Below are 24,660 nucleotides of genomic sequence, written 5' to 3'. Positions count from 1 at the left end.
AATATGTATTGATACATATTGGGATTTTTACTGTAGCCAATATTTTGAGAACTTCATGAAATTAAAAATGTTGCTGTTAGGCAGTATTGTTATGCTGAATGGTTGTGCAATTATGTCTAAAAATGAGTGTTTATCTGCCAATTGGGGTTTAATTGGTCAGAATGATGGTTATAACGGTAATGGTTCATTCATGCAAAAGCGTACTCAAGCATGTATGAAACACAACGCTATTTTAGACACAGAAGCCTATACCACTGGTTATAAAAAAGGTCTAAAAAATTATTGCAATCCACAAACTATTTTTGATTACGCATTACAAGGTAGAGGAACATATCAGAGTTGCCCAATGGAAATGCAAAATAACTTACGACCTTATTACAATGTGGCGAATAAGTTTTATGTGGCGAATAAAAATTTAAAATCGATTGAAGATACAATTGCGACAGCAAAATCTAATATGTATAACTCTGATCTTAAGGAAGAATCACGAAAGTATTATCGTGAAAAATATAACGAAGCTAGCAATAAGTTGGGGCAAGTTCAGCGTGAATATAATATGGCAGAACGAGAAATTCTGCAATTCAAGCGAACGGCAAGTTTTGAATAATAAGAGTTAGTTATAAGATTGAAAAATATAGTTTCTCAGATAGCTAGAAACTGTATTTGCTTATTTCAAAGATTAATTTAACCCTCATCCTGTTTAAGCCAATGACTTTATAATTTGAATGGTTGGCTTATTTCGATGGGTTAATTGGTATGCACATAACGAAGCATAGATGCCAGTTAAAGACCCTGAAATACTCCGAGCTTTACTCGTCACTAAATTATAGTGTCCTTTCAATAGGCTGAATAATGTTTCTATTTTGCTGGGCTTTTTTAAGTAAAATCCCTAGGTACCATGAAGGCAGATCCGCGTGATTTAAACTGGCAGAAAGTTAATCAGGAAATCCGGTTGGCGCCTTTGGGCGAAAGCCTGTCGCAACGTGATCAGTTATTGGGTAAAATTATTAAATCAATCATTCATTAAACAGGCTAAATCAACGATGTTTTAGCCTGTTTTTGATGCTATCCAGATCTTTGACATGGCGGTCGCTTCATACAGCGGACTTTTAGCTCTTCATTCAAATGTTGCAGCTGTCATTAGATCACTTTAGCTGAAATCGATAAGTGCTGGCTAAACATGCTCAGGAATCCAACATTTCATTTAAACTCAACAAAATATCTATAAATCTATGCAGGAACCTGTTGTAAATTAAACACTCGAAGAAAATAAATAAAGCGTTATCTTTCTTATTCAATATTCGATGCATCAACCGGAGATTCTCAGTTGCGCGCTGCCCGCTATAAAATTTTGCTCATCATCTTATTGCTACTGGCAGTCGGTTTTGCTCTGTTCCGCTGGTGGCAGGGGCCGGTTCTACCAAGCTATACCTTGAGCACCATGCCGCTGATACAAAATGTAGTGGCCACCGGACGCGTGGCGACAGTCTCGCGTGCTCAGGTGGGCAGTGAAATTAGTGGCGTAGTGCTTGAGCGGCGGGTCACGGAAGGAGATCAGGTGAAACCTGGTGATCTCTTGGTGGTGCTGAAATCGGATGAATTACTGGCCCAAGTACGACAGGCTGAACTGGCACTGACTGAATTGGCCACCAGCAGACGACCACAGGCGACAGCAGAACTGGCCAGTGCCAAAGCACAACTGGAACAGGCCAGTCGTGAAGCAGCACGGAGACGTAATGCCGAAGCGGGTATCCTGTCGGCTGAAGAAATAGAACAGGCCTTAGAGGCAGAAAGAGTTGCCCGCAACAATTATGAAACCGTTCGTCTAAAAGCAGCGGCATTGTCTACGGGACAAGTTGAAGAAGCATCGCTTCGGGAACAGCTGGCAGTGGCGCAGGCGCAACTGGCAAAAACCAGAATTCGGGCTGCGGTCGCAGGTACAGTACTGACACGGGATGTCGAGCCAGGCGATCTGGTTCAACCAGGACAAACCTTATTTACCATTGCCTTAACGGGCAATACAGAAATCCGGGTGCCACTCGATGAACGGAATTTACCGCAACTGGCCTTAGGGCAAAATGCCACCGTGATTAGCGATGCTTATCCGGATCAGTCTTTTCCGGCCCGCATTAACTTTATTGCACCGAGCATTGATCCGCAGCGGGGCACGGTAGAGGTCAGATTAACCGTCAACCCGGTGCCAGATTTTCTGCGTCAGGACATGACCGTATCGGTCAATGTCGAGACAGATAAACGGGAGCGGGCACTGGCTATTCCGAACGATGCGCTTAGCAATATTAAAGGCAATAAGGCAGTGGTCGTGTTGGTACGTGATAGAAAAATCCAGCGCCAACCGGTGACTTTAGGTTTACGAGGTCTGGCCATGTCAGAAGTAACTTCAGGTTTGAGTGAGGGTGATCAGGTGCTGGCCAATGCCGAATCGTTACTGGAAGAGGGTGCGAGAGTCCGTCTCAAGCCACAAGATAGCTCATTGATGAGCTCGACTGACGCGACCGATAGCAAGAATGAATTACCGGTGAAATTCGATTGAAAAACTTTTTCGAGCGGCTTTGGATCGAATGGAAAATCGCGATCAGTTTTTTGCGCGAAGGTCGCGCGCAGTCCATTATGATCACGGTGGGCGTCGCCGTTGGTGTGGCGGTGATTGTGTTTATCACGGCCCTGATTCAGGGGCTACAGGCCAATATTGTCGAACGTACATTAGGTACACAGGCACATATCCGTCTGCTCTCACCCGATGAAGTCAACCGGATTGTGCCGCCGCCTGCCGGGACGGTGCAATTGTTACAGGAAGATAAACGCGCACAACGACTGCGTTCCATCAATAATTGGCAGCAGATTACCGAAACACTGGATCAGTTGCCGATATTAACTGCTGTGTCGCCTGTGGTCTCCGGGCCGGCCTTTGTACAACGCGGTGATGCGATTGAATCCGTGGCCTTGGTCGGAATGGATCTGGAGCGTTATCAGCAGATCATTCCATTGAAAGAATATTTAACCAGTGGTCAGTTACGTGTTGGCGCGGATGATGTACTGATCGGCAGTCAGTTGGCCAAAGATCTGGGGGTTCAGGTCGGTAGCAAATTGCGACTGGATACCGGTCAGCAAAACAGTGCCTTGGTAAATATTGCCGGCATATTTGAACTGGGCGTGCGTGAACTGGATGCGCGTTATGTTTATCTGGACTTGAAACAGGCACAGTCTTTACTCGGTCTGCCCGGTGGTGTAACTGTCATTGATCTGACCATTAACGATATTTTTGAGGCTGATGAAATTGCGGCCCAAGTGGGGCGCCTGACCTCATTAAAGGCCGAAAGCTGGATTTCAACCAATGCACAGCTGATGAATGCGATTACTGCACAGAGCCTGTCTACCAATATGATTATTGTTTTTGTTGCCATTTCAGTGGCTTTTGGCATTGCCAGTGTCATGTCCGTCAGCGTGGTACAGCGCACCCGGGAAATTGGTATTTTGCGTGCGACAGGCGCCACCCAGTCACAAATTTTAAGAATTTTCCTGTTTCAGGGGGCCATATTTGGTCTGCTGGGTTCGGTCGTTGGCAGTGCAGCCAGTTATGGTCTGGTCTGGGTATTTAATAATTTTGGCCCCGGATTATTTTATATCCCGATTTCGATCGAGCTGGTACTTCTGGCTTTATTGTTGGCGACATTAACAGGGGTATTGGCCGCTGCAGTACCATCACGCCGGGCAGCGGCACTCGATCCGGTGGAGGCGATTCGTCATGTCTGAACCATCTCAAGAAGTCCTGCGTTTAGAAGCGCTGCGCAAATCTTATAATATTGGTCAGCCCAATGAAATTGAGGTCTTGCATGGTATTGATCTGTGTATTGAACGCCAGGATTTTGCTGCTCTGATTGGGCCTTCTGGCTCCGGAAAAAGTACGCTATTGAATATTCTGGGATTGCTGGATCAACCGAGTAGTGGCGAGCTGTATTTACTGGGACAGCCGACCAGTGCCATGGATGATCGTGGCCGGACTGCGTTACGTGGCAATAGTATTGGATTTGTATTTCAGTTCCATCACCTGATTCAGGCATTTACTGCACTGGATAATATTTTAATGCCCTTGATGATGACGCGAGGCAAACCCGGACAGCAAGGCTTACAACGTGCACGGGATTTGCTGGCTGCAGTGGGGCTGGAAAAGTTTGCTGATCGTAAACCGAACGAGCTTTCCGGTGGGCAGCAACAGCGGATTGCGATTGCGCGGGCTTTGATTACAGAGCCAGCCTTACTTCTGGCCGATGAGCCTACCGGTAATCTGGATACGCAGACCGCCGCCGACATGTTTGAGCTGTTTCGTAAAGTGCATCGTGAACGCGACTGCGCCGTTCTGCTGGTGACACATGACCCGCGCCTATCCGCCACCTGTGATCGAACCATTAATCTGGTCGATGGCCGGATTGAAAGTGATTCCCATACGGTTCATCCAATTGAAACTTAGACAATATTTCAAATATTAGATTGATCCGATCCAGATTATTTCTTTATTAGTCACAGCTGACTAGGGCTGAAACCAGAGAGCTTAGCATGCATTGGATTTGAGCCTATAATCATCTTCCATCAAATAAGTTAAACAGACTAGAACTTGAATAATATTTAATTAAATATAATATCAAAATATATAGTGATGAAAGTGAAATATGATGCATGACTTCCTGAGCGCTTTTCTCGGTGGTTTACTTCTTGGTGTTTCAGTGGTCGGCTATCTGTATATTCATGGCCGGATCGCGGGCATTAGTGGTCTGATTGGACAGGTACTTAATCCTAAAAGCATTTTCAAGACGCCAGCTCTGTGGTTTTTATTGGGTCTCATCATCATTCCATTTGCTTATGGACGATGTATACAACCTGAAATCGAACTGAATACCAGTCCCTGGATGATGGTGATTGCGGGTTTACTGGTCGGTTTTGGCACCCGTTTAGGCTCGGGATGTACCAGTGGCCATGGGATTTGTGGCATCAGCCGTTTATCTAGACGTTCAATCTTGGCTACAGCCGTATTTATGTGGGCTGGATTTATGACAGTTTATGTGATTCGTCACCTGATTGGAGTGCGCTAAAATGAAAAATCTGCTGGCATTTTTATGGGGTGGTTTATTCTCAGTTGGCTTGATGATTTCCGGTATGGCCAATCCTGAAAAGGTTCTGGATTTTCTGGATGTTTTTGGCGACTGGGATCCGAGTCTGGCCTTTGTGATGCTGGGCGCGATTATGGTCGCCTTTATTCCTTTTCAGAAAGCCACGCGAAATCCGGTAGCTAAAACTGTATTTCATGAACCGATCCAGTTACCGACTAATCAGAAAATTGATTCTAAACTGATGAGCGGCAGTCTTTTATTTGGTATCGGCTGGGGAATTGCCGGTATCTGTCCAGCGCCCAGTCTGACACTCATTGGTTTAGGCCACTATCAGGCTACTTATTTTATTATGGCCATGCTGGCAGGGGTTTATCTACATCGTCAATGGTCAGGAGCATCATCATGAGTCATAGCGCCGTAATTCAAGATTTTTTTCATGAAGATAGCCATACTTTTAGCTATGTGGTGGGTGATCCGGCCACTGGAAAATGTGCGGTGATTGATAGTGTGCTGGATTATGATGCCGCTTCTGCCAGTACATCGACCAGACATGCGGATCGAATTATTGCCTATATACGACAGCAGAACTTTGAGGTTGAGTGGATTCTGGAAACCCATGTGCATGCAGATCATTTGACCGCAGCACAATATCTGCATTCACAGTTGAGCGGCAAGATTGCCATGAGCCAGCATATTTCTATTGTGCAGGAAGTCTTTGGTGCGATCTATCATCTGGATATGAAACAGTTCAATCTGGCGCAGCCTTTTGACTATCTGTTTGCGGATCATGAAAAATTCAATATTGGTTCACTACCGGCCTATAACATTCCGACGCCGGGACATACACCGGCCTGTCTGAGTTATGTGGTCGGGAATGCAGTCTTTGTCGGTGATACCTTGTTTATGCCAGATTATGGCACTGCACGTTGTGATTTTCCCAAAGGCAGTGCGGCAACGCTATTCGATTCGGTACAAAAACTGTATCAATTGCCGGATGATACCCGGGTATTTCTGTGCCATGACTATTTACCGGAAAGCCGTGATCACTTTGTCTGTGAAACCGATATTCAGACCCAGAAGCAGCATAATATCCATATTCACAGGGGGATGGCCAAAGCTGAATTTATTGAAATGCGCCAGCAACGCGATGCCCAATTAGGTATGCCAAAACTGATTTTACCGGCGATTCAAATCAATATACGTGCCGGTCAATTTCCTGAAACAGAGGCCAATGGTATTTCCTATTTAAAACTGCCGCTGAATTATTTTCATGCCTGAATGCCTCAATTCTTAAAACCTGGTGATGAAAAGAGGATGTACACGACTGCATACATCCTCCAAGTTTTTAGTACTTCATTTTAAAGGTCATATCTTTGGGATTGGTTTAATCGGCTAAGCAACACCCTCGTGTCATCCCGCTCATCCGCTTGCTCTCAAATGCGATTAATGACGCTTTATTGATCCAGACTACTTCTGAGCATCCAGGCAGTTTTTTCATGTACATCTAGTCGCTGGGTCAAAATATCCGCTGTTGGTTGATCATTGGCGTCTTCAATCACTGCAAAAATACTTCTGGCGGTACGTGCTACGGTCTCATGGGCATCGACCAGTAGGCGCAGCATTTCTTCAGCTTTTGGCACCCCTTCAACCTCTTTAATAGAGGTCAGTTTTACAAACTGTTTATAGGTGCCAGGTGCTGCAAAACCCAAGGCCCGGATACGTTCAGCAATCACATCCAGCGCATTCCACTGCTCGGTGTATTGGGTCATAAACATATTATGCAGGCTATTGAATTGGGGGCCGGTGACATTCCAGTGGAAATTATGGGTCATCAAATACAGGGTATAGCTGTCCGCCAATAGTCGGGATAAACCGTCGACAATCTTGGCACGATCATCATGCGAAATTCCGATATCAATTTTCATTGCTTTAGATTCTTTTTTAGAAGAGGCCATGCTCTTACTCCTTAAAATTTAACAACATGCTGTGTATTAAAATAAAGTCAGATGTATTCGAAGTTTGAGTCAAACGAGGGTTTGATCTTGATAATGACTCCCGAATTGAAACTTAATTTCCATTATCAATATGAACAAGCTGAAAGATTTAAGTGTTTATAAGTTATAGATATTAGATCAATAGACAGGCAGGAAGTTTAGTCATTATGTATAGCCTGCAGAGAGGATTGTAACTTTTCAATTTAATAAACTTTATTTCTCTTTATCAACCTAGCGATAATTATCCCAACAGATTTAGAACGTTGAAAAAAGCCTTAGCTATTTCAGAATGGAAATATTGCACTGATTCATGATGACGGATTTGTATGCACTATCACATCTTGCCTGAAGAACTTTTATTGCAACATAGCATGACTAAAATTTTATATCTCTTTTAAATGAATGAGATGGCTGTGTGCAAAGATCATAAAAAAAGAGGGGGTTTATAAAAAAATAACACAACGCTGCCTTAATTAAACAAGGCACAACAAAGAATAATAAACCTCTTTCCTAAATGCAGTTATGTTAGGACACAGGCGCGGTCAATAACAATATCCCAGAAAGCAAAATCCTACGAGACAGAACACAGAGATGAAGTGCTGACTTGAGACAGAATTGGCTGTAGCAACTGGGTTTGCGGGAATCATGTTATTGGCCAACCCATGCGAGACATATAAGCTCAAGCGACTTTGAGATAGACAAAAATATCTGCACTAAACTCAATCTCAGCAAGGAAAACATCATGAAAATTAAGGCGAATAGTCCAGCCACAGGCAAAAATGGTTTAGATAAGCAAAATAACAATAAAAAGAGTGAGCAGCTTGACGTATATCGTAGCGATGCAACCGAGCAGACGCTCACCACCAATCAGGGCGTTAAAATCTCAGATAACCAGAACAGTCTTAAAGCAGGTGTTCGTGGTGCGACCTTAATGGAAGATTTTATTCTGCGTGAAAAGATCACACATTTTGACCACGAACGTATTCCGGAGCGTATTGTGCATGCGCGTGGTGTCGGTGCACATGGTTTTTTTGAAGCTTATCCAGGCAATGAAAAGCTGACCAAGGCAGGCTTTCTGACCAATACCAGTGTACAAACGCCGGTATTTGTACGTTTTTCTACGGTACAGGGGCCGCGTGGTTCGGCAGATACTGTACGCGATATTCGTGGTTTCGCGACCAAGTTTTATACTGATGAAGGTAATTTTGACCTAGTGGCGAATGATGCGCCGGTATTCTTTATTCAGGACGGGATCAAGTTCCCGGATTTTGTACATGCGGTGAAGCCTGAGCCACAAACTGAAATTCCAACCGGTGCATCAGCACATGATACGTTCTGGGATTTTGTTTCTTTAGTGCCTGAATCAGCGCATGCGGTGATGTGGGCCATGTCGGACCGGGGTATTCCGCGTAATTTAAGAGCCATTCAAGGCTTTGGGGTGCATAGCTTCCGGTTGATCAATGCCGAAAATAAAGCGGTTTTTGTGAAATTTCACTGGACGCCAAAACAGGGTCTCGCCCAACTGGTCTGGGATGAAGCACAAAAACTGGCGGGTAAAGACCCGGATTTCCATCGTCGTGACTTATACGAAGCGATTGCATCCGGGAATTATCCAGAATGGGAGCTCGGTGTACAGGTCGTTCCAGAAGAAGATGAAATGAAATATGATTTCGATTTGCTGGATCCAACCAAAATTATTCCGGAAGAACTTGTGCCGGTGACGCCGATTGGCAGAATGGTGCTGAACCGTAATGTCGATTATTTCTTTGGTGAAACCGAGCAGGTAGCATTCTGTCCGGGACATATTGTGCCGGGACTAGATTTTACCAATGATCCCTTATTACAAGCACGTCTGTTCTCCTATACCGATACCCAGCTCAGCCGTTTAGGTGGTCCAAACTTCCACCAGATTCCAATCAACAAGCCGGTTTGTCCGTTCCACAATAATCAGCGTGACGGGTTACATCAGCGTATTGTACATACCGGTCAAGCCAGTTATGAACCAAACTCGATTGATGATCACTGGCCGGCTGAAGCTCCGCCAGCAGCACAAGATGGTGGTTTTGAAAGCTATCAGGAACGTATTGATGGTCACAAGATCCGTCAGCGCAGTGAATCTTTTAGTGATCATTTCAGTCAACCTCGTCTTTTCTATCGCAGCCAGGCACCCCATGAGCAAAAACATATTGTCGATGCCTATGTCTTCGAACTGAGCAAGGTAGAACGCAAATATATTCGTGAGCGTGAAGTACTGGAAGTGCTGTGTAACATCGACTTGGACTTGGCACAACAAGTCGCGGATCAATTGGGCATTGAAATTCCGGCAGAGAAAAAAGCGGCAACATTGCCAGAGGTAAAGGTTTCACCGCGTTTATCTTTCGAGGCCTTTAAACCCGAAGATATTAAGGCACGGAAAATCGCGCTACTGGTACACGATAAAGCCAATGAGGCCAGTATCAAAGCCGTTCAAGCCTGGGCAGAATCAGAGGGTGCTGTGGTCGATGTACTGACCCCGAAACCGGGTCCGGTACTGGGTCAGCAAGGCGAGGTAATTCCTTCTGACGGTATGCAAAAAGCCGAGCCATCGATTGCCTATGATGCCGTGGTGATTACTGATGGTGATAATTATGATGTGGTGATGAAAGATGGTGTGGCGACTCATTATCTGCTGGAAGCGTATAAGCACCTGAAACCGATTATCTTCCTGGGCGATAAAGCCAAGCTGATTGAAGATCTGCGCCTGATCAGGGATGAAGGGACTTTGACGCATGAACAGTTTGACGCGGTACAAGACAGCTTCAAGACTTTGATCATGAACCATCGTGTCTGGGCGCGTGAACTGGTTGCAGAAAGCATTCCTGCCTAAACGACTAGAGGATAGGAGCCTTGGCTTCTATCCTTCTGGTTTCAAAATGGATAAATAATATGGTAAGACCGGATGCCAAAAAGTTATTGGCACAGGTACAGCAAGCCAAATGGAATCGAGAACAGGACATCTATCTGATTGAGCATAACCATTTGCCTTTAGCTGAACTGATGCAGCAACTTTGTTTCAATGAAGAAGAAATCATGGCACGCCGTAAGTTATTAGGCCTGACCACACGGTTAAAACAAATGCGAAAACTTTCCCATTAACTGACTTTAAAACATAACAACAGTGCCGTATTTTATGAGGAAGAACCTGCATGAACCTCGGTTCAATATTACAAAGATTTGAAAATTCTCCGCTGGAGCTAGAAGAAAAAATTCCTAAGACCCTGATGGAACTGGTATCGATTTCCGATCAGATTCCTTATCCCGCTTCTGGAAACACCTTAAAACGCTGGCGGATGCTTAGTCAGGTTTCCGCAAGCAATCTGAGTCTGGGCAAACTGTTTGAATCACATCTGGATGCCTTGGCCATTTTGCATGAACTGAATATTCCGCTAGAGCAAAAAGGTCTATGGGCAGTCTGGGCGGCAGAAGGCGGGCCAAGCCCTTTAATATTAGACGCTGGAAAACTTACAGGAATAAAGCCTTGGTGTTCTGCCTCGGTCTGGGTGCAATATGGTCTGCTGACTTATCGTGATGAGCAGCAACGATCACAGTTGCTGATTCTTGATCTGCAACAAGCAGGTATTCAGCATCATACGGACATTTGGCAGGCGGTGGGCATGCAGCATACCTTGACTGCCCGGCTTGAACTGAATCAGGTTAATGCTAAAAAAGTTGCAGCGCCGAATGCTTATCTGGATCGGGCGGGCTTCTGGCATGGCGCTGCCGGCGTGGCTGCCTGCTGGTACGGCGCAACCGTGCGTTTGGCTGAATATTTAAAACAGGCTGTCTTGTTAAAACCGCATGCCTATAAGGCCATGTATCTCGGTGAAATCAGTCGGAAGCTTTTAGCGACACAGGCTTTGTTTTATCAAGTCGCAGATTTAATTGATCAGCAGCCTAAATTTCCCCATCAATTACAGATTCAGGCCTTGCGTGCTCAGGTTGAAGCGACCGCTTTAAACGTGCTGACTCAGGTGGGTAAGGCCCTTGGCGCTGCACCGTATTGCGAGCAGCCACATTTTGCCCGACTTGCAGCCGATCTGCCGGTGTTTATTCGTCAGAGCCATGCCGCCTTTGATCTGGAACGGATTGGTGAATTGAGTGTGCAGGAGGAAGAGTTATGGACATTATAAGACACGAGATTGTCGAAGACCGTGTCATCCATGGCGAAGGTACACGGCTTGAAGAATGGCGCTCTTGCCAGATTTTGCAACAGATGCCGGAATTCGATATTCCCAGCATTATTCCATCAGATGCCCGAGTCTGCATTATTGCCCCGCATCCGGATGATGAAATTTTGGGTTGTGGCGGTCTGATTCAGCGTCTGGACACATTGGGATATCAGATTGTACTTTTTGCCGTTACCAATGGTACCGCCAGCCATCCAGACTCGATTTTGTATAACCCGGAAGAGTTGAACCAGATTCGTCCTGCTGAAACGCGAGCAGCTTTGGAAGAGTTAGCATTGAAGCAGAATATTTTGCGGATTGCGCTGGATATTCAGGATGGCCAGGTCGCAGAACAGCGAGAACTGCTGAAACAGCATTTGCAATCTTATTTGCAGCCCAATGATGTGCTCATTACCACCTTTGTGCATGATGGACATCCAGATCATGAAATTACAGGGCAGGTCACCCAACAGCTAGCAACCGAACGGCACTTATCCTGTATTCAGGTCCTGATTTGGGCCTGGCATTGGGCCACACCTGGAGATACCAGAATTCCCTGGACCATCGCTCATCAACTCAAATTGACTGATCGAGAATTGCACTATAAGTCTCGAGCTGCGCGGTGTTTTAAGAGTCAGATCGAGCTTGACCCTAGCATAGAACAGGCACCCATTCTGCCAGAGCAGGCATTACAGCGTATTTTACAACCCTGGGAGGTGTATCTGTATGAATAGTAAAGTAGCCTATGATCAGGAATATTTTGATGCCTTGTATGCGCTGAATCAGGGAGATCCCTGGCACTATGAACAACGCTGGTATGAACAGCGCAAACGGCAGATTTGTCTGGCGGTCTTGCCGCGTTTGCAGTTTGACTCCGCGATTGAAATTGGTTGTAGTAATGGCATCTTCAGTCAGGAACTGGCGCAGCGAACAGCAACTTTAATGTGTCTGGATGCCAACGAAACTGCTATTCAATTGGCTCGGCAGCGTTTACATGCTTATCCGCATGTACAGGTACTACAGCGGATTGTGCCAGATCACTTGCCGCAACAGAAATTTCAGCTCATTGTGGTTAGTGAGATTCTATATTATTTAGATCCGGCCGCATTACAACAGGTGCTGGCATGGTTGCATACTGCACTCGAACCCGGTGGATGTATCTTGAGTTGTCATTGGCGCGCGCCGATTGCAGGATTTAGCTTAAATGGTGAAGAGGTACATCGACAATTAAAAGCCCAGTTAAAATATAAGCATAATCTCAGCGTACAGGATTCAGACTTTCTGGTCGATCTGTGGCTGAATTCTGCGCAATCTGTGGCAGAGCTGGAGGGCTTGAAATGAAGAAAATTGCGGTGGTGATTCCGGCCTGTAATGAAGAAGCCTATATTGAACGTTGCCTGAAAGCATTAAAATCTGCACGACTTTACTTCTTTCAGCATGTGGGAAAATTAGCAGTTCTGCCCGAGATCAAGATTCTGGTGGTTTTAGACAGTTGCACCGATTCTACTGCAAGCAAAGTTCAGCAGTCGGGAATCCAGACGATCAGTTGTCATTTTAAAAATGTAGGAAAGGCACGTCATTTGGGCGTTCAGCACATGATCGAGCAGGGTTGTGACTGGATTTGTTGTACCGATGCCGATTCTTTTGTACAGCGTGACTGGTTTCAGGTCATGTTGCAGCACCAACCGGCGGATGTGATTTGTGGGGTGGTCGATCTGGATGAATGGGGGCATTTAAGCACATTAGCCCGTCAGACTTATCTGAGTCATTATCAGGACAAGATGGATCACCGTCATATTCATGGGGCAAATCTATGTTTTAAAGCCGCGTCTTATCTACAGGTAAACGGCTTTCAGCAACTGGACTGTCATGAAGATGTCGATTTCATCCATCGCCTAGAACATGTCGGGGCAAAGATTATCTGGTCGAATCAGCTCAGAGTGACCACCAGCAGTCGGCTTAGCTCAAAAATTGCAGCCGGTTTTGCACATTTTCTGCAAAATCTGGAGCTTAAACAAGCCGCTGAAAAACCGATCAGCCTATGCAAATAAAATTACAAAATTATAAATTTTATACAATCAGCCACTTGTAAAAAATCTTGAAATTAGCGCCTAAAAGCTATTCCATTTAAAATTATTCTGTTTATAATTCACGCAAATTAAGCCCCACCTACTTATACATTTCAGCTATAAGTCAGTGGGGTTTTTCTATGGATGATCGGTAATGGATGCCTGAGCCTTCTTTTTAGGTAATACAATGTTTAATCAAACTCTGCTTTCTCGAATTCAGTCTCCATCACCCCATCTATGGCAGAAAATAGCGACTGCATTGTGCTTCTTTAGCTTGGGTTTTAGTACCGCAGCTTGGGCACCTTTAATTCCCTATGCACAGCAGCGCCTGTTACTCAATCATGCAGACTTTGGTCTGTTATTACTCTGTGCCGGAATTGGATCCATGCTGGCGATGCCACTGGCAGGCCGACTCGCCAATACATTAGGTTGCCGTGCTGTTCTGGCTGTGGTGTTAACAGCATTTTTGTTTATCTTGCCTGCTTTGGCGTATAGCCCGAATCATTTGATGATGGCGATCAGCCTGTTTTTCTTTGGGGCCAGTGCTGGTGCTTTGGGGGTGACAGTCAATATTCAGGCCGCACAGGTTGAGAAAAAACTTGCTAAAAGTTTAATGTCGGGTTTCCATGGCGTATGTAGCCTCGGTGGTCTGGCCGGTGTGCTGGGAATGACCACGTTAATGGGATTCGGTCTAGCGCCTTTAACTGGCGCAGTTATTGTCAGTGCGATTTTGCTATTGATTGCAATATTGGCTATTCCTTTTAGCTTGGGGACTGAGCCAAAAACAGTGCTAGAGGAAACCTCCTCATCAGAACAGTCAACGACAAAAGCAGCACCCACCTGGGCGATTCTAGGCATCGGTTTGATCTGTTTTGTGGCGTTCCTGTCCGAAGGCGCAGCGATGGACTGGAGCGGGATTTATCTTGCCAGCCAGTTCAATTTGCCAGCGGCTCAAACTGGTTTGGCTTATAGCTTCTTTGCGGCCTTGATGGTATTGGGTCGTTTCAGCGGACATCTCATTATTCAACAGTTTGGTGAAAAAAATACCATTCTACTGAGTGCAATTTTGGCTGCAACCGGTTTATTGACTGTGGTCTTTGCACCAGTCTGGCAAGTAGTGTTGCTGGGCTATGCCATTCTCGGTCTGGGCAGTGCTAATATTGTACCGTTAATGTTTTCACGTGCAGGCCGTCAAAAAACCTTGGCTTCACATGTGGCATTATCCTATGTATCGGTATTTGCATACACAGGTTCACTGATCGGACCGGCATTGGTCGGTTTCGGCAGTGAAATTATTGGCTTGAGTCTGGTGTTTAGTGTGATTGCGATAGGTCTATTCAGTATTGTGATTTTGAATCATCTGACTGCAGATCCAAAAGATGCACAAGCAGCCGAAGAGCTTATTTCTCCGCTACAAAACGAAACACCAGCATAATGCTGGTGTTTTTTTCAGGTGTGTATTTAAGCATGCACACTGAACTGGGTGGAAATTCCGCTAGCCACCGGACGATAGATTCGTACACTCTGTGATTTTTTCAAGTCAGTGATAAATTGATCTCGCCAGCGAATAATATCGAAGTTTTTCAAGCCTTGGCTTAAATAACGATAACGTTCTAAACGCTCCGATTTAGACATGCGCAGCGCTTTTTTCAAGGCTTTGGACATACTGTCATGCTCATAAGGATCGACCAGCAAGGCTTCTTTCATTTGTTCGGCAGCACCGGCATATTTAGACAGAATTAAAACACCCGGATCGAGTGGATTCTGCGCCGCAATATATTCTTTCGCCACCAGATTCATACCGTCCCGGATCGAATTGACCCAGCAAATATCTGCCTTGCGATAAAGCTGCATTAACGCTTCATGACCTAAGGTTTCATAACTGCAATCGAAAGGTTGCCAGTCTGCTGTGCCATGCTGGGTATTGAGTTCCTGCACGGCAGACTGGAATTGCTCATACAGGTTTTTATAGGTTTTGACATCCAGTCGGCATGGGCAGGCAATTTGCAGTTGCTGAAACTGATGTTTAAATTCGGGCTGATCTTCCAGCAAGCTTTGCAAGGATCCGATTTTCTCCAGTAAACCCTTACTATAATCAATCCGGTCGACCGAAATAATACGTTTATAAGGACGGACTGTCTCGAGATCAAAAGGCAATTTGCTAAGCTGGCTATCAGCCGCCTGATTTTGCAGTTGAACTGGATGCACGCCAATTGGATAGCATTTCACATAAATCCGTCTTGACTGATAATTCAGGATTTCATCATGACGATGCTTGATTTTTAAGGTCTGTTCCAGAAACTTGATACAGTTTTTCTGATCGCGTGGGGTTTGAAATCCGAGTACATCGAAGTGAGCCAGATGATGCGCCAGATCCTGATAGGCTGGTAAAGTCTGCCAGAGTTTCAGTTCAGGAAAAGGAATATGCAGGAAGAAACCAATACGGTTACGCATACCCAGTTTCCGACAGTAATGCGCCACACTTAAAAAATGGTAATCATGAATCCAGATGATGTCATGGGGAGAGGCGACCTGTTTCAGATGCTTGGCAAAGCGTAAATTGACATCTTTATAGGTTTTGAAATCCTGTGGCTGATAATCCACAAGTTGATGCTGATCATGCATCAGCGGCCATAAGGCATTATTGGCAAAACCACAATAAAACCCCTGATATTGGGGCTCAGTCAAAGGACTCGTATGATATTCAACATTCTGATGTTTGAGGATTTGAAACTTCTGCTCTTTGCCATGATCGACTCTGGAACCATTCCAGCCGACCCAAATGCCGCCAATATCCTGCAAAGCATCCTGCAAAGCCACCGCTAATCCACCTGCCTGTGTATTGTCTGGGTTAGGTAGATTCACACGATTTGATAACACAATGAGTTTTGACATGTGATTTCTCCAATAATTGTTGTTGTTGTGCTTTAAATAATGCTAAAAGCTCCGTTAAAAAAGCTTGTACTTGTGTTACGTTTTCGAGCCGATGTTGTGCTACGGTGTTGCCCGTGCCGACTTTAATGGAGCAGCCTTTTAAGCTATTAATCACCTGAAAGCCAGCTTCATCGGTCAGGTCATCACCGATAAAAATAGGGTAATGATCACTTAAATGAGCTTGCTGGTGAATGTGTTGAATGGCTGAACCTTTGTTTGCACCTTTGGGTACCAGCTCAAATACAAACTTCCCGGCCTTCAGTTCAAATGCTTGAAAGTGGGTCAGACAATCCAATGCAAATGTATGCACCAGATCTTCTAAATGTGGATGTTCACGAAAATGCAGTGCGACCGAATAGTCTTTCTTTTCTATTCGAATCTGAGCAAGCTGAGCGCTATGTTCAGTAATATAATTTTTTAATAATTCAAATTGCTCAGAATTTAAATCAATTAAATGACTTAAATGCGATTGATAGTTTAATTCCAGACCATGTGAGCCGGCAATATTCCAGTCAAAGGGATAAATAAGTTTTTGAGCTTGTGCAATAGAACGTCCAGTGATTAATACCAACTCAATATATTGTTGTAGCTCTTTCAAGGTATTTAAGGTTTCATCTTTAATTATATTTTTTGTTGGATCAGGATGGAATTCGGAAATAGTTCCATCAATATCAAGAAATAAAATAAGCTTATGAGAATAAATAACTGGATTGAGTTGAGTTAAAATCACTTGAGCTAATAGAGGAGAAGGCACTATAAGTGAATCTTCTGCATCTTGACCAGAGTGTTGAGCGGACATAAACTCTACCTAAGTATTTGAAATAAAATTAATTTAAATTTTAAAACTGCCTGATTAATTTTTAATCTAATAAATATATAGCATATTTCATTTAACAGACTGGATTTAAGTGCAGAAAAGAAACATTTTTAACAAGTACAGTTACTTTGTAAAATTTGGAAATATTTTTCATGTAAAAGATATTATTCTTAATAAATTTTAAAGATAATGCTCTGACTGTTTTTTATTAATTTATTTTTATTTAGGATTATTTTTTATTTAAGCCATAATATTCAATGTGATTGCTTGAGTTGTTTAAAATTTTAATCGCTATAATTTAGTATTTTATTTTTAAAATTTGATTTATTTTAAATGTAGATAATATAAGTTGATTTTATTTAAAATGAATTTTTTGGATGAAAATAATTAACCCTATTCTTGGAGTGAAAAAATAGAAGACAAGCTGTTGAAAATTATTATTTTTTAAATATATAAAAGGTCATGAAGATATGGGGGCTATTAGAGTGTTACAGGATAAGAACTTATTGCTCTATAATTTTCTTTAGATCGGATATAACAAATTAGACGATGTTTAAGGATTTTTTAAATTAGTTTTACAGATTTAAATTTTTCTCATTATTAGATTTTTAATTTTATCATTTGGTATAAAAAGTCACTCATATAGACTGAGGTTTTTTTAATTTACTGGTCATAAATAGCTAGAATATTCAGGTTTCAAAATCAAGACGTTGAGCTTAGATGAAGTTAAGCTAAAGAAAAGGTGTGTAAGGAAAGAAGATCCTTTAAGTACTGGAACTTACATAAAAAGGGAAAAACGGGTGAAAATTATTTAGTCCAGGCCAAAAAATAGGTGGATTTTCAACTATAAAGGTGTTTTTTGCACGAATCATATCCCGCTTAGACTGCTAAGGACTTCTCAGAAAAGAAGAGAAATGAATTTTAAGAAGGGAATAAAATAACGATAACTTACATTCAAAAGGAAGCTTAGTTGAGGGCCGTATCATATCAATTCAGCAGCTGGCACAGATACAACCCGTCTGTTCAAAATGAAGAAAGTGCTTAGAGCTCTCTCCACAGCTCATTTTCATCTTTTAAAGGAATTGTGAAGTTAAAGTCATCATCATTACTGACCAAAAGACTGGTGGGAGTCTGCATGACCACTTTCAAAACAGTGCCTGCCTCAAAAATAATCGGGGTGCAATTTTCCTTTTCTAAGGTCAATGGTTTAAGTAATTCAATTACCGAACTTTCCATAGTTTTATTCCAAAATAAGATTACTTTTCGAGAGTTAAATCATAGCATGGTTTTTGAAAATTTAACTATTTCTCCAAAAAATGAGAACTGGGTCAATGATTTATTTACTTCAGTAGCAGCAAAACCTTTATCTAAACATCTATAAAGGCATTATTGAGTATTTGATTTCATTATATTTATAGAACTTTAAGAAGCTATATTCGTTTTTAATAAAACAGACAGGCCGTACTGATGTACAGGATTTAAAAATACATAAGGCAAAAACTTGATGATTCATGCACCTGATTGCTTCTGGAGCTTTAGATAGGCTGATCAAGAATAAAAAGACTCATTAAGAGAAAAATACGTTTTGAAAATCTATAAAAATAAATTTTATAAGGGACTATGCATCGCTATGTTATTTTTTAAACTAAATTGAAAATTAATGCTTTATAACAGTAAAAGTCTAAAATAAGAATAAACTAGGCGTCATTTGGATGACCAAGAGATAGAAGGAGAACTAGGTCAGCATGTTCAAGTCATTTTTCCCGCAACCCGTCTGGTTTTTTAGCAGCCTGATTTTGTGGTTTATCCTTAATCTTGTGCTTTGGCATACTGGCGGATCAGGATGGGGAGTCTATTTGGGTTTCCCTGAAGGCTATTCTGAGGAAAGTCTCGCTATCGGTATCAGTCGTTTCTGGTCAGCCAAGTTTCTCTGGTTCTACCTTTGGTTTTTTCTTGCCACTGCCATATTTGCTCTCTTCTGGACGTGGAAAGCACAACATCCATGGCAGCGTTGGTCAGTCTGGGGCTCGGCTTTTATCCTGTTTAATATCTGGTTTGGAGTACAGGTCAATGTCGTTTTAAATGAATGGTATAGCCCGTTTTATGACCAGATCCAGAAAATGCTAGGCAGCGGTGGCGGAGATGTTTCACTTCTCTATCAAGAAGCTTTAACCTTTATTTATATCGCCATGATTTACGTCACTTTGGCCGTATTTAATATGTTTTTCGTCAGCCATTATGTGTTCCGCTGGCGTACCGCGATGAATAACTATTACACGGCACATTGGGAACAATTGCGTCATATTGAAGGCGCATCCCAGCGTATTCAGGAAGATACCATGCGCTTTGCCAAAACCACGGAACAGCTGAGTGTTTCCCTGATCGAAGCATTGATGCTATTGATGGCGTTTCTGCCTATCCTGTACCAGCTTTCAAGTCATGTAAAGGTTCTGCCAATTGTGGGAGAAATACCGCATGCTTTAATGTGGGCTTCTATTGGATGGGCCGTATTGGGTACCGTCATTTTGATGGTGGTCGGGATGAAACTGCCAGGACTGGAGTTTAATAACCAGAAAGTTGAGGCTGCTTACCGTAAAGAACTGGTGTACGGAGAGGATCATGCTGATCGGGCTCATCCGCTGACACTGCAAGAACTGTTTAGCCGGGTACGCTGGAATTATTTCCGTCTGTATTTTCACTATGCCTATTTCAACCTGGTCCGGATCTGGTACTTACAGTTAGACAATATCTATGGATTATTTATCCTGTTTCCGAGTATTGCAGCAGGAACGATCACCCTGGGTTTGATGATGCAAATCCTGAATGTATTTGGAAAAGTACGTGAGTCTTTCCAATATCTGATTTTATCGTGGCCGACCATTATTGAGCTGATGTCGATCTATAAACGTTTAAAAGCATTTGAATCCCATCTGGATTAATTTTTTCTAAGTTACCCATTAGATTGTAAAAGCCAAATGATTTTATCTTTGTCTTTTTATATCTAAATCGACGTTAACATCTAATCGAAAAGCTTGATCTGACCATTGGTCAGATCAGATCAAATAGGAGCAAAACATCCCAATATAGGGGTATTCAGGTCTGGTTTTCCTGATTAGAATCTTAATGACCAGCGAAGATGGAGTTTAATTTCCAGCGGTTTAACGTATAAAAATAAGAAGTGTACGTTGAGGAAATTATTCTGATGCTGATCTTGTTTAGACAATGCTATAGAGGGTAAAAAGTAATTTTTTACACATGATAATAAAGATCTGTACCATTATCTTGAATAAGCTGCCGAAGGAAGATTGCTATCTTTCTTCGGCTTTTTATGTGGTGTTCTATTTATTTCTGATTCAATCCCGCTGTTATTTATCCTTTAACTACGCGCCAGAAGGATGCTTATCTCAATTTTTATAGGCTGAGGCTTGGCATAATGTATAGGGTTGTGAATGATGTGCCTCCTTTTTATCTTTTAAATTTGATACTTATCAACATCTTGTGTTTGTTGTTTGCTGCTATTTAGGCTATGTTATACGGGAATTTGGGGTTGAGATATTTGCTGTGAAGCTAAACGTAATAATTCTAATAATAGGGGCAATAGGCTTGGCGGGATGTAATAGCGTGAGTCGGCTGAAATCAGGGGTTTTACATCCTTTTGCCAGTCCGGAAGAGCTAATCGCCAAGCGGGCTTTGAATCAACGTGATGGCAGTGCAAAAGATTATATTTATCTTTGGGGGCAAGCACAGAAAAATAACAGCACTCAGGCCATGTATCCGCGTTCGATCCTGACGCAATATTGTCATGAACAAGGCGGTAAACTTTCCCTATTGTATAGAAGTAATTTTAATGCAGTGGCAGATCCTGCCCAACGCAAACGCCTGAGTACAAACCGAGGTGTGGTACAGGGAAGCGGTGCCTATCAATGTCGTATGGATGGCCTGGCTGAAAGCTGGCTCGTCTCGATCGAGCCGGTTTCTGAACGACAGGTCGATAAAACCAGCCAGAACCGTAGCGTTCGATTGCTGACCAAGTTGATGAGTGCGACTGAGGCAAGAAACTTTTACCTTGCTGCAAATAAGAACACTGTTGCTACCCAGAAAAAGACTGCTGCATCGATAAAAACGCCTGTAACGAAGACCACGAATGAACTTAAAGAGTCAGCGCGTAAAGAGCAGGAAAGGAAAGAATTAGAGAGAAAGGAATTAGAAAGAAAAGAGCTAGAGAAAAAACAGATCGCGACGACGGTAGTCCCCGTGAGAGCTTCAGTGGTAGAAACACCTCAACAGCAGCAGATGAAGCTCTATGTGGCAGCACGCCGTGATATTAATAGTGGCAAGAACCTGAATAATGCCTGTAATAATGCCCAGCGTGCCTATAATTATGGCAAATTGCAGGGGACTGAGGGGACTCGGGTTTATACCGAATCCGGTATGCTGGTTGCTCGCTGTTTGAACGGGATTCCGGCCTATGCCAACCGTTTCCCGAATGCTAAAGCTCAGGCCAAGCGTGTGCTACAGAATCTGTCCAACAACTATAATCATAATGGTGCGAAGAATATGTTGAGACAGATCAAATAAGCACTGAACTAAACGCATTTAATCCAGAATCCGTATGATGATTTTGATTCACCAGAAGATGGGATAAAAAATCAGTTCAATTAGGTCGGATATAGAGGATGAGATCCGACTGCGTTTGCTGGGCAGGTCGCGCGATTCGAACATCCATCTTCGAAAAACAGGATGGATCAATAACAATACGGTCAAGCTAAAGAACACAACCAGTCTCCAAGGAAGGATGCTGTTAAAGGTGTTTGCAGTCATCATGATTATTTTTATTGTTTTAATTTGAATAATAACGCTAAGTTTACTCGATCAATATCATCATCTGATGAATAGCATGATGGGATGAAATTTTTCATCTGAATTAATTTTAAATCCAGTTCAGGTTTTACAGAGCTCTATCAGTATATTTCCTTTTTATATGATACAAAGAAACTATTTTCAGCGCCAAAATGCTGATGTCATATTAAAAGGAAGTGGTGATGGGTTTAAAAAGTTCTTCTCGTATTCGTTCATTTTTTCTAGGTGCAGCATTATTGGGAGCAGCACAGGTTACGATGGCGGGCCCAACGGTCGATCAGCTGAGTGACTGTTTGATGAAGTCCACTACAGCCACTGATAAAACCACGGTCTTGCAATGGACATTTGTGGCATTGGGCAATCATCCGGACTTAAAGGCTTTTAGTAACGTGACTTCGACTCAAAAGGAAGCATTAGACAAGAATCTGGCGACGGTGTTGCAGCGCATTTTAGTTGAGCAATGTTCAGCACAAACCAAGGCGGTGATTCAGGCTGAAGGTTTACAGGCAGTCGGGGATAGTTTCCAATCATTGGGCAAAACCACAGGCGAGGAAATTTTAAAGAATCCTGAAATTAATCATCAGCTTAAAGGTGTTCTGCGTTATATTGATTTGAATAAATTGGTCACAACTTTTTTAACGCCGGATATTTGGAATAAGTTGGGATTGTAAGGCGATAAGTCATGAGGCTTTATTTGAAGATGCCTGCAATGAGTTTAATTAGCCAGTAAATGGGAATAAAAATAAGTTCTAGCCCATCTGCCCAATCCGATCCTCTTTGACGTTTAGAGGTGTCACCTTTAGGTTCTGTAATCTTTTTTCGCCATTTGGGATAGATGAGCATGATGACGATCACAAGCGCAAATATGCCAATGGCAATTTGGAGAGTGAAGAGTAAAAGTTCAGGTGTCATTTTTGTTGTTCTTGAAGGTTTTTGATTTTATAGCATAAATAATAATTCTTTCCCTAGCTCTCTCCTTTAAAGAAGAGAGGGAAAACCGTGTATCAAGTTAATCACATGACAAGTCCCCCTTTGGAAAAGGGGGACTTAGAGGGATTCTAGAAGTAGCACATAAAAAAGACTTTGAAAGTTGAATACGTCCTAAGTATTCGAGTATGGTGATAGAAGATTTCCTTATTTAAATCAGATGTAAAATAAAACTTCACAAATAAATCGAATATTTTTTATTATATTCGGTTTATTAAGTCATCTAATTCTTTTTCATAAAACCTGCTAATAAAGCATGTCTTCTCAAGGTCACTTTTATTTGCTCTTTAATAGTAGAGGGCATTGTATTAGCTGAAGAGTAAACTTTTAATTCTAAAATGTATTTTTTTTCAGAATCATCTTTTATATCTATAAACACATCAGATCTTACAGTGCTAAATTCAGTTTTGATTTCATGTTCATGATTAGCATCTAATTCGAGGGTTGTTAATATCTTAGCTAATCTTTTACCTAGAAGTGTTGGTTGAGATGTAACTGTAGTATACCAAGTCGCTGCTTCAGTACTTCTCTCAGATTCTCTTTCTCTAACAGGTGCATAATCATAAGTATTCCATGTCTCATTAACAACGTGAAAAAAATGAGTTTTAGAAAAACGATCTAAGTAAGTTTTACCTAAGGTAATAGTATCATCGTTTAAATTTATACATAATTTATGAAGATCTGCGACACGGACTGGGATAATTCTCATATCGAAATATAATCTAGTTCTATTATAGACATCTAAAGGAAGTTGCCTTTTCTCTTCTGCAGAAAGTTCTCTATAGAATGCTTCCCAATCTAATAGATATGCATCTCGTGGTCGACTGAATTGAAGAACTCTTTGATTTCTAATGGAGTCGGCAACAGGCCACAGTAGAATTACTGTATACTCAGAAAGATCTTGAATGTCATCAATATGTTCAGCCAGTAAATCCCCAACCTGTTCAATAGTACTTCCTAAAGTCACATTCGGAAATATTATAGACTCTATGTCGGAATCGATAATTAAATAATCGGATAGTGTTTTTTCTTGGTTATGTATTGAAAAATTATCTTTGATAATACTTAACCATTGACCTTTTTCTGGACCAATAATTTCAAAGTTCTCATCTAGTAATATTCTTCTGTTTCTTGAAGTTGCAGTAACTAAAGAAGCTTGAAAATCCTTGCTAGTTGTTAGCCAAATAAATATTGTAGGAATTTTTTTAAGTTCATTTCTATCAAATAAACTAATAAATTCAACAAACTGTGTGGGAATATTCTCTTTACCTGCAACATTTTCTTCAAATTGGTCAATAATAGGAATTAATGTTTTATTTTGATGAAGTTTATGTTCACTTAAAACTCGATTAAGCAATAAGGTTTTATCTCTTATTTCTTCATCTGTTAGTAAAAATGTATGAACTTCTGGAAGGTGAGTTTTAAGTTCAATTGTTGATGAACTTTTGCCTGCCCCACTTTCTCCATAAGCTACTAGGAATCGGATGCCACCACTAATAGACATGGATTTGATAGCATTTTTTATCTTAGTATTTAAAATAGCATTTGGTAAAAGTCTGCCTCTGTAAGATTCTTCTAAATCTTCATATCTAGATGGTAGTTTCATATTTTTTAATCGTTAACAAATAATGTGATTAGCTTCTGTAAACTAGCTGGAAGGTTGTTTAATTT

Annotated in this window: 24 protein-coding genes and 1 pseudogene; 19 read left to right on the top strand and 6 right to left on the bottom strand. The window is 42.2% G+C overall.

Annotated features, from left to right (window positions below; genetic code table 11):
- Positions 1-55 precede the first annotated feature (55 nt).
- A complete protein-coding gene (locus FTU44_RS05255; RefSeq protein WP_005096126.1) occupies positions 56-607 on the top strand; it encodes a DUF2799 domain-containing protein in 552 nt (183 codons plus the stop codon).
- Positions 608-700: 93 nt separating this feature from the next.
- On the opposite strand, the pseudogene FTU44_RS05250 reads toward FTU44_RS05255, so the two are convergent.
- A pseudogene (locus FTU44_RS05250) lies at positions 701-871 on the bottom strand (IS982 family transposase); the annotation flags it as partial.
- A gap of 27 nt (positions 872-898) precedes the next feature.
- On the opposite strand from FTU44_RS05250, the gene FTU44_RS15180 reads away from it, so the two are divergent.
- The 7 genes from FTU44_RS15180 (at position 899) to FTU44_RS05220 (ending at position 6,401) form a co-directional block, all read left to right on the top strand.
- Positions 899-1,027: a hypothetical protein gene (locus FTU44_RS15180; RefSeq protein ID WP_005096127.1), complete on the top strand. Its 129-nt coding sequence runs from the start codon at positions 899-901 to the stop codon at positions 1,025-1,027.
- Between the two features lie 300 nt (positions 1,028-1,327).
- On the top strand, positions 1,328-2,551 hold the full coding sequence (locus FTU44_RS05245; protein ID WP_159516388.1) for an efflux RND transporter periplasmic adaptor subunit: 1,224 nt from the start codon (positions 1,328-1,330) through the stop codon (positions 2,549-2,551).
- Positions 2,548-3,771 (top strand): ABC transporter permease, encoded by a 1,224-nt coding sequence (locus FTU44_RS05240; protein WP_074383142.1) that lies wholly within the window; start codon positions 2,548-2,550, stop codon positions 3,769-3,771. Before FTU44_RS05245 ends, FTU44_RS05240 begins: the two co-directional genes overlap by 4 nt.
- Positions 3,764-4,486: an ABC transporter ATP-binding protein gene (locus tag FTU44_RS05235; protein WP_005172157.1), complete on the top strand. Its 723-nt coding sequence runs from the start codon at positions 3,764-3,766 to the stop codon at positions 4,484-4,486. The genes FTU44_RS05240 and FTU44_RS05235 overlap by 8 nt, the downstream gene beginning before the upstream one ends.
- A 202-nt stretch (positions 4,487-4,688) precedes the next feature.
- Entirely contained in the window at positions 4,689-5,105 is a 417-nt protein-coding gene (locus FTU44_RS05230) for a YeeE/YedE family protein (protein ID WP_180049773.1), read from the top strand.
- A gap of 1 nt (position 5,106) precedes the next feature.
- Complete coding sequence (locus tag FTU44_RS05225; protein WP_005096132.1) at positions 5,107-5,529, top strand: YeeE/YedE family protein; 423 nt, start codon at positions 5,107-5,109, stop codon at positions 5,527-5,529.
- Positions 5,526-6,401: an MBL fold metallo-hydrolase gene (locus FTU44_RS05220; RefSeq protein WP_180049714.1), complete on the top strand. Its 876-nt coding sequence runs from the start codon at positions 5,526-5,528 to the stop codon at positions 6,399-6,401. The genes FTU44_RS05225 and FTU44_RS05220 overlap by 4 nt, the downstream gene beginning before the upstream one ends.
- A 176-nt stretch (positions 6,402-6,577) precedes the next feature.
- Here the strand turns inward: FTU44_RS05220 and FTU44_RS05215 are convergent, their stop codons facing one another.
- Positions 6,578-7,078: a Dps family protein gene (locus tag FTU44_RS05215; RefSeq protein WP_005096135.1), complete on the bottom strand. Its 501-nt coding sequence runs from the start codon at positions 7,076-7,078 to the stop codon at positions 6,578-6,580.
- Between the two features lie 781 nt (positions 7,079-7,859).
- On the opposite strand from FTU44_RS05215, the gene katE reads away from it, so the two are divergent.
- The 7 genes from katE to FTU44_RS05180 all read left to right on the top strand — a co-directional run bounded on the left by katE (position 7,860) and on the right by FTU44_RS05180 (position 14,826).
- On the top strand, positions 7,860-9,983 hold the full coding sequence (gene katE / locus FTU44_RS05210) for a catalase HPII (protein ID WP_180049712.1): 2,124 nt from the start codon (positions 7,860-7,862) through the stop codon (positions 9,981-9,983).
- Between the two features lie 59 nt (positions 9,984-10,042).
- Complete coding sequence (locus FTU44_RS05205) at positions 10,043-10,252, top strand: hypothetical protein (RefSeq protein ID WP_005172145.1); 210 nt, start codon at positions 10,043-10,045, stop codon at positions 10,250-10,252.
- Between the two features lie 50 nt (positions 10,253-10,302).
- Positions 10,303-11,286: an acyl-CoA dehydrogenase gene (locus tag FTU44_RS05200; RefSeq protein WP_180049710.1), complete on the top strand. Its 984-nt coding sequence runs from the start codon at positions 10,303-10,305 to the stop codon at positions 11,284-11,286.
- Entirely contained in the window at positions 11,274-12,056 is a 783-nt protein-coding gene (locus tag FTU44_RS05195; RefSeq protein WP_005172141.1) for a PIG-L deacetylase family protein, read from the top strand. Before FTU44_RS05200 ends, FTU44_RS05195 begins: the two co-directional genes overlap by 13 nt.
- Positions 12,049-12,663, top strand: a complete 615-nt coding sequence (locus tag FTU44_RS05190) for a class I SAM-dependent methyltransferase (protein ID WP_100328866.1) — start codon at positions 12,049-12,051, stop codon at positions 12,661-12,663. The genes FTU44_RS05195 and FTU44_RS05190 overlap by 8 nt, the downstream gene beginning before the upstream one ends.
- Positions 12,660-13,373 (top strand): glycosyltransferase family 2 protein, encoded by a 714-nt coding sequence (locus FTU44_RS05185; RefSeq protein WP_005172136.1) that lies wholly within the window; start codon positions 12,660-12,662, stop codon positions 13,371-13,373. Before FTU44_RS05190 ends, FTU44_RS05185 begins: the two co-directional genes overlap by 4 nt.
- A 205-nt stretch (positions 13,374-13,578) precedes the next feature.
- The gene (locus tag FTU44_RS05180) at positions 13,579-14,826 is read left to right on the top strand and encodes an MFS transporter (protein ID WP_180049708.1); all 1,248 of its coding nucleotides are present in this window, start codon (positions 13,579-13,581) and stop codon (positions 14,824-14,826) included.
- Between the two features lie 26 nt (positions 14,827-14,852).
- Here the strand turns inward: FTU44_RS05180 and FTU44_RS05175 are convergent, their stop codons facing one another.
- Together FTU44_RS05175 and otsB are read right to left on the bottom strand one after the other, a co-directional pair.
- The gene (locus FTU44_RS05175) at positions 14,853-16,286 is read right to left on the bottom strand and encodes a trehalose-6-phosphate synthase (RefSeq protein WP_180049706.1); all 1,434 of its coding nucleotides are present in this window, start codon (positions 16,284-16,286) and stop codon (positions 14,853-14,855) included.
- Positions 16,243-17,124 carry a trehalose-phosphatase gene (gene otsB, locus FTU44_RS05170; RefSeq protein WP_180049704.1) on the bottom strand — a complete coding sequence of 294 codons (882 nt, stop codon included), beginning with the start codon at positions 17,122-17,124 and terminating at the stop codon, positions 16,243-16,245. The genes FTU44_RS05175 and otsB overlap by 44 nt, the downstream gene beginning before the upstream one ends.
- A gap of 1,153 nt (positions 17,125-18,277) precedes the next feature.
- Here otsB and FTU44_RS05165 point away from each other — a divergent pair.
- From FTU44_RS05165 to FTU44_RS05150, 4 genes are all read left to right on the top strand, one after another.
- Positions 18,278-18,523: a hypothetical protein gene (locus tag FTU44_RS05165; RefSeq protein WP_180049702.1), complete on the top strand. Its 246-nt coding sequence runs from the start codon at positions 18,278-18,280 to the stop codon at positions 18,521-18,523.
- 364 nt (positions 18,524-18,887) lie between these two features.
- On the top strand, positions 18,888-20,081 hold the full coding sequence (gene sbmA / locus FTU44_RS05160; RefSeq protein WP_005096155.1) for a peptide antibiotic transporter SbmA: 1,194 nt from the start codon (positions 18,888-18,890) through the stop codon (positions 20,079-20,081).
- Between the two features lie 682 nt (positions 20,082-20,763).
- A complete protein-coding gene (locus FTU44_RS05155) occupies positions 20,764-21,720 on the top strand; it encodes a hypothetical protein (protein ID WP_180049700.1) in 957 nt (318 codons plus the stop codon).
- A 464-nt stretch (positions 21,721-22,184) separates the two neighbouring features.
- Positions 22,185-22,673, top strand: a complete 489-nt coding sequence (locus FTU44_RS05150; protein WP_180049698.1) for a hypothetical protein — start codon at positions 22,185-22,187, stop codon at positions 22,671-22,673.
- Between the two features lie 19 nt (positions 22,674-22,692).
- On the opposite strand, the gene FTU44_RS05145 is transcribed toward FTU44_RS05150, so the two are convergent.
- Both FTU44_RS05145 and FTU44_RS05140 read right to left on the bottom strand, forming a co-directional pair.
- On the bottom strand, positions 22,693-22,914 hold the full coding sequence (locus FTU44_RS05145) for a hypothetical protein (protein WP_180049696.1): 222 nt from the start codon (positions 22,912-22,914) through the stop codon (positions 22,693-22,695).
- A 298-nt stretch (positions 22,915-23,212) separates the two neighbouring features.
- Entirely contained in the window at positions 23,213-24,595 is a 1,383-nt protein-coding gene (locus tag FTU44_RS05140) for an ATP-binding protein (protein ID WP_180049694.1), read from the bottom strand.
- Positions 24,596-24,660 lie beyond the last annotated feature (65 nt).

Source organism: Acinetobacter sp. YH12105, assembly GCF_013419095.1.
GTDB classification, from domain to species: Bacteria; Pseudomonadota; Gammaproteobacteria; order Pseudomonadales; family Moraxellaceae; genus Acinetobacter; species Acinetobacter pseudolwoffii.
The sequence above is the reverse complement of the archived record's forward strand: the minus strand, read 5'-3'. Positions and strand labels throughout refer to the sequence as shown.